The 7,171-nt window shown below is 65.0% G+C and carries 10 protein-coding genes; 7 read left to right on the top strand and 3 right to left on the bottom strand.

Annotated elements, in window-relative coordinates:
- From ACE3S9_RS11940 to queD, 7 genes are all read left to right on the top strand, one after another.
- Positions 1-792 (top strand): FIST N-terminal domain-containing protein (locus tag ACE3S9_RS11940; RefSeq protein WP_374546682.1); only part of this gene is annotated, 792 nt, incomplete at its 5' end.
- Positions 789-2,114 (top strand): hybrid sensor histidine kinase/response regulator, encoded by a 1,326-nt coding sequence (locus ACE3S9_RS11935; RefSeq protein WP_374546681.1) that lies wholly within the window; start codon positions 789-791, stop codon positions 2,112-2,114. The genes ACE3S9_RS11940 and ACE3S9_RS11935, both read left to right, overlap by 4 nt.
- 159 nt (positions 2,115-2,273) lie before the next feature.
- On the top strand, positions 2,274-2,687 hold the full coding sequence (locus tag ACE3S9_RS11930) for a cytochrome c family protein (RefSeq protein WP_374546680.1): 414 nt from the start codon (positions 2,274-2,276) through the stop codon (positions 2,685-2,687).
- Positions 2,688-3,078: 391 nt separating this feature from the next.
- Positions 3,079-3,561 (top strand): cache domain-containing protein, encoded by a 483-nt coding sequence (locus ACE3S9_RS11925; protein WP_374546679.1) that lies wholly within the window; start codon positions 3,079-3,081, stop codon positions 3,559-3,561.
- Positions 3,562-3,833: 272 nt separating this feature from the next.
- Entirely contained in the window at positions 3,834-4,232 is a 399-nt protein-coding gene (locus ACE3S9_RS11920; protein ID WP_374546678.1) for a dihydroneopterin aldolase, read from the top strand.
- A complete protein-coding gene (locus tag ACE3S9_RS11915; protein ID WP_374546677.1) occupies positions 4,229-4,975 on the top strand; it encodes an SDR family NAD(P)-dependent oxidoreductase in 747 nt (248 codons plus the stop codon). The genes ACE3S9_RS11920 and ACE3S9_RS11915 overlap by 4 nt, the downstream gene beginning before the upstream one ends.
- 164 nt (positions 4,976-5,139) lie before the next feature.
- Positions 5,140-5,493, top strand: coding sequence for a 6-carboxytetrahydropterin synthase QueD (queD, locus tag ACE3S9_RS11910; protein ID WP_374546684.1), 354 nt, complete (start codon positions 5,140-5,142; stop codon positions 5,491-5,493).
- Between the two features lie 17 nt (positions 5,494-5,510).
- Here the strand turns inward: queD and ACE3S9_RS11905 are convergent, their stop codons facing one another.
- From ACE3S9_RS11905 to ACE3S9_RS11895, 3 genes are all read right to left on the bottom strand, one after another.
- Positions 5,511-5,843, bottom strand: coding sequence for a hypothetical protein (locus tag ACE3S9_RS11905; RefSeq protein WP_374546676.1), 333 nt, complete (start codon positions 5,841-5,843; stop codon positions 5,511-5,513).
- 154 nt (positions 5,844-5,997) lie between these two features.
- A complete protein-coding gene (locus ACE3S9_RS11900) occupies positions 5,998-6,399 on the bottom strand; it encodes a hypothetical protein (RefSeq protein ID WP_374546675.1) in 402 nt (133 codons plus the stop codon).
- Between the two features lie 269 nt (positions 6,400-6,668).
- A partial coding sequence (locus ACE3S9_RS11895; RefSeq protein ID WP_374546674.1) for an Hsp33 family molecular chaperone HslO occupies positions 6,669-7,171 on the bottom strand: 503 nt, incomplete at its 5' end.

The raw sequence follows: 7,171 nt of genomic DNA, 5'->3' as shown, positions 1-7,171 counted from the left end.
CCGGAAGGCGAGACCGACCGCTGTTTCGGCCTGCTGCTGATCGACGGCATGTGCCGCCGCGAAGAAGCGGTGATCTCGGCGCTCTATTCGGCGATGGACGACATTCCGATCGTCGGCGGCTCGGCCGGCGACAGCATGTCTTTCGAGAAGACCTGGATGATCCGCGACGGCGCCGTCTATCGCGACGCCGCTTTGCTGCTGCTGTTCCACACGGACATCCCGTTCTCCACCTTCAAATGCGATTATTTCGAGCCGACCGCGCTCAAAATGGTCGTCACCGACGCCGATACCGAATTGCGCGTGGTGCGCGAGCTGAACGCCGAGCCGGCGGCGCAGGAATATGCCCATCAGGTCGGGTTGATCGAAAGTTCACTCGATGCGTCGTCATTTGCGTCGCATCCTGTGCTGGTGGGCGTCGGCGGCCAATATTACGCCCGTTCGATCCAGAAGGTGAACGCCGACGGCTCGCTGAGTTTTTTCTGCGCCATTGACGAGGGCCTGGTGCTGACCGTCGCCAAATCGCTTGACCCCTACGAGAGCACGCTCGCGACCTTCGAGCGGATGGAGGCGGAGCTTGGCTCGGTCTCGCTCTATATCGGCTTCGATTGCGTGCTGCGCCGGCTCGGCGCCGAGCGCAACCAGATCGCCCACCGGCTGTCGGAGCTCTACAGCAAGCATCGCGTCGTAGGCTTCAATACCTATGGCGAGCAATATCGCTCCATGCATGTCAACCAGACCTTCACCGGCATAGCGCTGGGCTATCGCCGCGAGGATGAAGAGCTGCCGACATGACCCTCTACGCGCGCGACGAGACCGAGGACCTGCGGCGCCAGATCGCCAAGCTGGAAAAAATCAACCGCGCCCTGATGTCGCGCGTCGAACGCTCGGTCGACAGCCAGTTCAACGCCTTTTCCCTGTTCGAGACCGCGATCGCGCTCGATCACCAGGTCCGCCGCCGCACGCAGGAATTGCAGCAGGCGATGCGCTCGATCGAAAAGGCCAAAAGGCAGGCCGAGGCCGCGAGTTCGCTCAAGACTACCTTCGTCACCTCGGTCGGGCACGACCTGCTGCAGCCGCTCAACGCCGCTCGCCTCGCACTCTCCGCGCTCAGCGAATTGCAGACCGGCCCGGAGGGCGGCGTGCTGATCGAACAGGTCGACCGCTGCCTGTCGACGCTGGAAGACCTGATCCGCACCCTGCTCGATCTTTCCAAGCTCGACGCCGGGGTGATGCAGCCGGAAATCCGCACCTTCGAGCTCCATGACGTGATGGAGCCGCTGGCGCGCGAATTCGATCATTTCGCGCAGAAGCGCGGCCTGAAGCTGCGCATTTTCGCCACGCGCCGCACCGTGCGCTCCGACCCCTCCATGCTGCGGCGCATTTTGCAGAACCTGCTCGCCAACGCCCTGCGCTATACCGCCCATGGCGGCGTGCTGGTTGGCGTGCGGCGGCGCGGCGACAATGTGCTGGTGCAGGTGTGCGACACCGGGCCGGGCATTCCCGAGGACCGCCGCGACGCGATCTTCCAGGAGTTCCAGCGCGCGCACAGCGACATACCCGGCCAGACCGGATTCGGGCTCGGGCTCGCCATCGTGCGGCGCTTCGCGCAGGTGCTGGGCCATCCGGTTTCGCTCGCCTCGCGGGTCGGGCGCGGCTCGACCTTTTCCGTGCTGATCCCGCTCAGCCGCGAGGCGGCTCCGCCTCCGGCCGCGGTCCCGCAATTCCGCGCCTTCCCCAACCGGATCGCCGGCGCCAAGATTCTGCTGATCGAGAACGAGCCCGCCGTCAGCGAAGCCATGATCATGCTGCTGGAGCGCTGGGGCTGCGATGTCGCCGTGGCGACCTCGGGGCCGGAGGCGGTCGAGAAATTGCGGGCTTTGGCCAATCCGCCGCAGATCATCATCGCCGATCTTCATCTCAACAATGGCGAGCTGGGGCCGCAGGCGATCCAGGCCGTGCGCAAGGCCTGCGGCCGCGAGGCCCCGGCCCTGCTGGTCACGGCCGATCATTCCACGCGCGCCGAGGACGAGGCGCGGCGACACAAGCTCGAAATGCTGCGCAAGCCCGTGCGTCCCGCCGAATTGCGCTCGTTGCTGTCCTTCCTGCTGACTTGAAAATAGGACTTTATAACGGGAGAACGGACGCGTTCGAGGTGGTTTAATTGCTCTGTATCATGTCGCAACGCCCATGATTCACCGATAACAAGCGTGAGGGGCCCCGGCGACGCGATCTGACCGTCGCGCGGCGAACCCAAGCAAGCGGAGCAAGAGGTTATGCAAGCCAAGGTTCTCATTCTTTCCGCCGCGCTTTTCGCCGGAATGGCGATCGGCGCGCAGGCCGCCGATACGATCAAGGGCGATCCCAAGGCTGGCGCAGTCGTCTTCAACCAATGCCGCCAATGCCACCATATCGGCAAGGGCGCGACCAATTTTTACGGCCCCGTGCTGAACGGCCTGATCGGGCGCCCCGCCGGCACCGTGCCGGGCTATAATTATTCGGAAGCCAACAAGCATTCCGGCAAGGTCTGGGACGTCGCCACCCTCACCTCCTATCTCAAGCAGCCGCAACACGACGTGCCCGCGACCTACATGACCTTCAAGGGTCTCACGGGCGACCAGCAGATCGCCGACGTCATCGCCTATATCTCGCAGTTCGACACCAGCGGCGCGGAGCATGAAGCCAAGTAAGGCTTCCAGCGCTTTGGACCTGCAGTGAAGCCGCCGGCGCCGCCCGGCGGTTTTCATATCCGTCTCCCGGGCTCCAAATCCATGAAATGGTCGGGATGAGCGCGGCGCTATACTTCGCGAACAGCCATTTGGCCTCGCAGAATTCAGAAATCCGTCAAACGCGAAAAGTGATCCCTGCAACAATAGCTTAGTGGCGCCTATGTCCCTTGGGCCGAAAGCCCGCTCGTTCTTTGGTGGGGGATTGGCCATGTTTCACCCGACGCGCCTGTGATGTAGCCTCCGGCAAAAGCTGCGGGGGGAGGCGCCCAAATGACGAGAAAAACGGAAGGAACGCCGCTGCGGGCGCCTGCTGCGCACGCGAGTCTCAGTCAGCAATCAAGGAGGAAATGACATGGTGCGCAAAATCATCATCGCCGCGGCGTCCGCCGTGGTCCTCGCGCTTTCGCCCGCGGCTTTCGCTCAGCAGGCGGAGCGACCGGCGGACGAAGCCGCAGCCAAGGCAATGCTCTTGAATGTGGTTGCCGAGGTGAAAGTGAACAGGGAGAAGGCGTTCGAGATGTTCAACGAGGACGGAGGCCGCTTCCGGGATCGTGATATTTATGTGTTTTGCACCAATGTCGGGGACGGGAAATTCGTCGCCATGGGCAACGCCAATGCGAAAGAATTGCTCGGCCAGGACGTCAGGACCCTGAAAGACCCGACGGGCAAGGCCTTTGGTCAGGAAATTTACGCCGCGGGGCAGAAGCCGGAAGGTGAGATCACCGAGGTTAGCTACCTGTTCGCAAAGCCGACCGATCCGAAGCCGTCCGCCAAGACGAGCTTCGTGACGCGGGTGGACGACGATTTCGCCTGCGGCGTGGGCTATTACAAGTAGGTCGCCCGTGCGGGGACCGAGCGGCGCGGGGAGCGTTCGCCGCCCTTGCAGCGTGTTATTTGTCAGGCCGGCCCACGGTCGCGCCTGACTCCGGCGCGTTCCCGCGCGCCATGACCGAAGCGCCGTAAACCTTCTCTCTGCTGTCCACATCGCCGCGGTGGTCGCCTACCGATTACGGGTCCGGAGCCTGGGACGTTGGCCCCGGGCCTTGTCGTTGCGTCGCGGGGTTCGAGTGGCTAAGAACTGACGCGAATGCGAACAAGGCGAAGCGAATGAAGGATCTGTTTTCCGGCGAGGACCACATCGTCGTGGCGCTCGACGACGTCTGCGTCAATGTCTCCTGCGGCCTGCATCCCTGGGAGCGGCATCCCGAACGGCCGACCCGGCTGATGGTGTCGGTGCGGCTCTACGCCCTGCTGACCACCCCGCGCGCCTCCGATGCGCCGATCATCGATTATGACATCGTGCGCAACCGCATCCGCGCGCTGGAGGACGAGGGCCATATCGACCTAGTCGAGACGGTGGCCGACAAGATTGTGGATTCCTGCTTCATCGACCCGCGCGTGGTCGCCTGCGCGCTGTCAATCCGCAAGCCCGACATCTATAACGAGACGCGCGGCGCCGGCGTCGATCTGTTCCGCACCCGCGCGCGCTGGAGCGCCGGAAAATGAAGACGGCGCTGGTCACGGGAGCGACCAGCCGTCTCGGCGCGCCGCTGGCGCGCTCCTTCGCCCGCGCGGGCTATCGCGTCATCCTGCACGCCAACAGCGCCCGCGACGCCGCCCAGGCCCTTGCCGAGGCGCTGCAGAAAGAAGGCGCGGCGGCGGAAGTGCTGATCGCCGATTTCGCCGACCGCGCCGCGACCGCGCGCTTCTGCGACACGCTCACGGAGCGTTTCGGGGCGCCCGATGTGATCGTCAACAACGCCTCGATTTTCACCCATGACTTTCCCGGCAGGGGCGAGCCAGATCTGCTCGCGGCGAGCCTCGCCGTCCACGCCGAGGCGCCGTTCCGGATCATCGAGGCCGCCGCGCGCGCGAAACGCCCCGAGGCCCTGCTGACGGTGTTCAACATTCTCGACCAGAAGCTGATCAATCCCAATCCGGATTATTTTTCGTATACGCTCGGCAAGGCCGCGCTGCTCGCCTTGACCGAACTGTGGCGGACGGCGGGGCGGCCCGACGTGCGGGCGTTCGGCCTGCTGCCCGGACTGATGTTTCCCTCCGGCCCGCAGACGGAGGCGCGTTTCGCGGTCGACAGCGAAAAGATCCCCACCGGCCGCGCCACGCCGGCGCAGGACATTTGCGCGGCGATCCATTTCTTCCTCGCGCGGCCCGATCTGCCGGGCCAATTGCTGCCGATCGACGGCGGCGAACATCTCGTCCCGCGCCGGCGCGACATCGCGTTTGAATGATCTCGTGAATTTCGGCTTTTGTTGCGGGGCCGGGGGCGCTAAGACCGGTTCTCACTTGTGAGAACCGGTTAGGAGCGAACGCGACGCCGAGCCCGTGCGAGGGGCTCGCGGGTCGCGATTCATCGCGAACAGCGAAAACAGATCGAAAAACCTTCATGCCCACAATGACGATCACCCAGGCCTTCACCTTCGAGGCCGCGCATCATTTGCCGCATGTGCCGGAAACGCACCGCTGCCGGCGGCTGCACGGCCATTCCTATCGCGTCGAGCTTTGTCTCGCCGGCGCGGTGGATGCGCATACCGGCTTCATCGTCGATTTCTTCGATGTGGAAAAAGCCTTCCAGCCGCTGTTGGAGCGGCTGGACCATCATTTGCTGAACGAGATCGAGGGTCTGGAAAATCCGACCGCCGAAAATATCGCGATCTGGATTTTCGCGCGCGTCAAACCTGAGCTGGCGCAGCTCGAGTCCGTCAAAGTGTTCGAGACGCCGATGTGCTGGGCGGAATATCGCGGCTGAATCTCACGCCGCGCTGCTCAATAGCAGGCCCAGACCCAGCGTCCGACCCAGGGATTCCAGCGCCAGCACGAGCCGCCGCCATAGCCCCAGCCGCCATAGAAGCCGCGCCGATAGGGGTGGTAATAGCCGCCGCGCCAAGCCCAGCCTCTGTGCCAGCCGCCGCCGCGCCACCCTCCGCGCCAGCCGCCATGCCAGCCCCCGCCATGCCAGCCGCCTCCGTGCCAGCCGCCTCCGTGCCAGCCGCCTCCATGCCAGCCACCGTGGCCGCCATGCCAGGCCAAAGAGTCCGTCGGAGCGGCCACAACCGTCGCAAGAGCGACGGCCGCCGCCAGAACGATCTTGCGCAACATTGTCTCCTCCCTGAAACGCCGCCGCCGCGCGCCGCGAGCAGAACGCGATGCGACGCCCCGCGCGAACTCATGCGCCATCGTCAAAGAAACGCATGAAGCAAGAAAGGGTTACCGGCGGCCTGCCAAAAACCGCCGCGCTCAGCCGACGTCCGGATCAGCGGCAGACCCAGAAATAGCGCCCTGTGGCGGGATTCCAGCGCCAGCACGCACCCGAGCCATAGGCCCAATAGCGCCCGCCGTAATAACGGCCGGCGCCGTAGTAGCGCCCCGCGCCATAGTAGCGGCCGCCATAATAACCGCGCCGCACGCCGCCGGCGGCGTAAGCGCCCCTACGGTAACCCGCGCCATAGGCGACGCGGCGGCCGCCATAGCCTCCGCGGTAGCCGCCGCGATAACCGCCATGAAAGCCGCGCGCGCCGCCGGCGTGAAATCCGCCGCGACCGCCGCCGCCGTGGAACCCGCCGCCGCCGCGACCGCCGCGCGCCATGGTCTCCATCGGAATGACGAGGAAGGCCGCGAGGAAAACCGTCGCGGCAAACAACAATTTGCGTAACATTTTTTCCTCCGTCTCACGCCTGTCTGCGGCTCAGCGCTGGAACGCGACGAAGAAAAGCCCCACGTTTCGCAGGGCTTGCGCCCTAAAATCGCATCGCAGGAAACGCGCGGAGGTCGCGCCGGGCCGAGCCTCGCCCCTGCGTTGATCCGGACCGGTCTAAGGCCGGTTACGGACGCCCGTCGAAGGATTGCGCGGCGTTTAGCTCAAGCAACGCTGTCGACGCGAAAAAGTTCCCTGCGGATTGGAGCAGGGTCGACTCGCGGAAACCGTCAGCCCTCGCGGAAATCGTCGGGATCGAAGCGCCGCACCGTCGAGCAGAATTCGCAGGTCACGGTAATGGCGCCATCGTCGCCGACCATGTCATCGCGCTCCTGCTGCGTGAAGCTGCGCAGCATGCCCTCCACGCGCTCGCTCGAACAGCGACAGGCGTCGCGCAGCACCTGCGCCGGGAAGGCGATCACGCCGCGTTCGTGGAACAGGCGATAGGCCAGATCCTCGCTGGTCAGGCCGGGATCGAGCAATTCGTGATCCTCGACGGTCGAGGCCAAAGCCTGCGCCTCGGTCCAGAGTTCGTCCTCGGTCCATTCATGGCCGCCATGGCCCTCGGGCGCGTCGCCCGGCGGAAAATCGGCCTGGCGACGACGTTCCTCGGAATGCGGCAGGAATTGCGCCAGCAGGCCGCCCGCGCGCCAGCTCGCGCCCGACGGCGTGACGACCTGTCCCGCCGCGAGGCGGATGAAAGTCGGGATCTGCTCGGACTGCTGGAAATAGG

Source organism: Rhodoblastus sp. (genome assembly GCF_041915505.1).
GTDB lineage: Bacteria > Pseudomonadota > Alphaproteobacteria > Rhizobiales > Beijerinckiaceae > Rhodoblastus.
The sequence above is the reverse complement of the archived record's forward strand: the minus strand, read 5'-3'. Positions and strand labels throughout refer to the sequence as shown.

Coding starts and splice junctions, on each gene's coding strand:
- ACE3S9_RS11935 (WP_374546681.1), top strand. CDS start 789: ATGACCCTCTACGCGCGCGACGAGACCGAGGACCTGCGGCGCCAGATC.
- ACE3S9_RS11930 (WP_374546680.1), top strand. CDS start 2,274: ATGCAAGCCAAGGTTCTCATTCTTTCCGCCGCGCTTTTCGCCGGAATG.
- ACE3S9_RS11925 (WP_374546679.1), top strand. CDS start 3,079: ATGGTGCGCAAAATCATCATCGCCGCGGCGTCCGCCGTGGTCCTCGCG.
- ACE3S9_RS11920 (WP_374546678.1), top strand. CDS start 3,834: ATGAAGGATCTGTTTTCCGGCGAGGACCACATCGTCGTGGCGCTCGAC.
- ACE3S9_RS11915 (WP_374546677.1), top strand. CDS start 4,229: ATGAAGACGGCGCTGGTCACGGGAGCGACCAGCCGTCTCGGCGCGCCG.
- queD (WP_374546684.1), top strand. CDS start 5,140: ATGACGATCACCCAGGCCTTCACCTTCGAGGCCGCGCATCATTTGCCG.
- ACE3S9_RS11905 (WP_374546676.1), bottom strand. CDS start 5,843: ATGTTGCGCAAGATCGTTCTGGCGGCGGCCGTCGCTCTTGCGACGGTT.
- ACE3S9_RS11900 (WP_374546675.1), bottom strand. CDS start 6,399: ATGTTACGCAAATTGTTGTTTGCCGCGACGGTTTTCCTCGCGGCCTTC.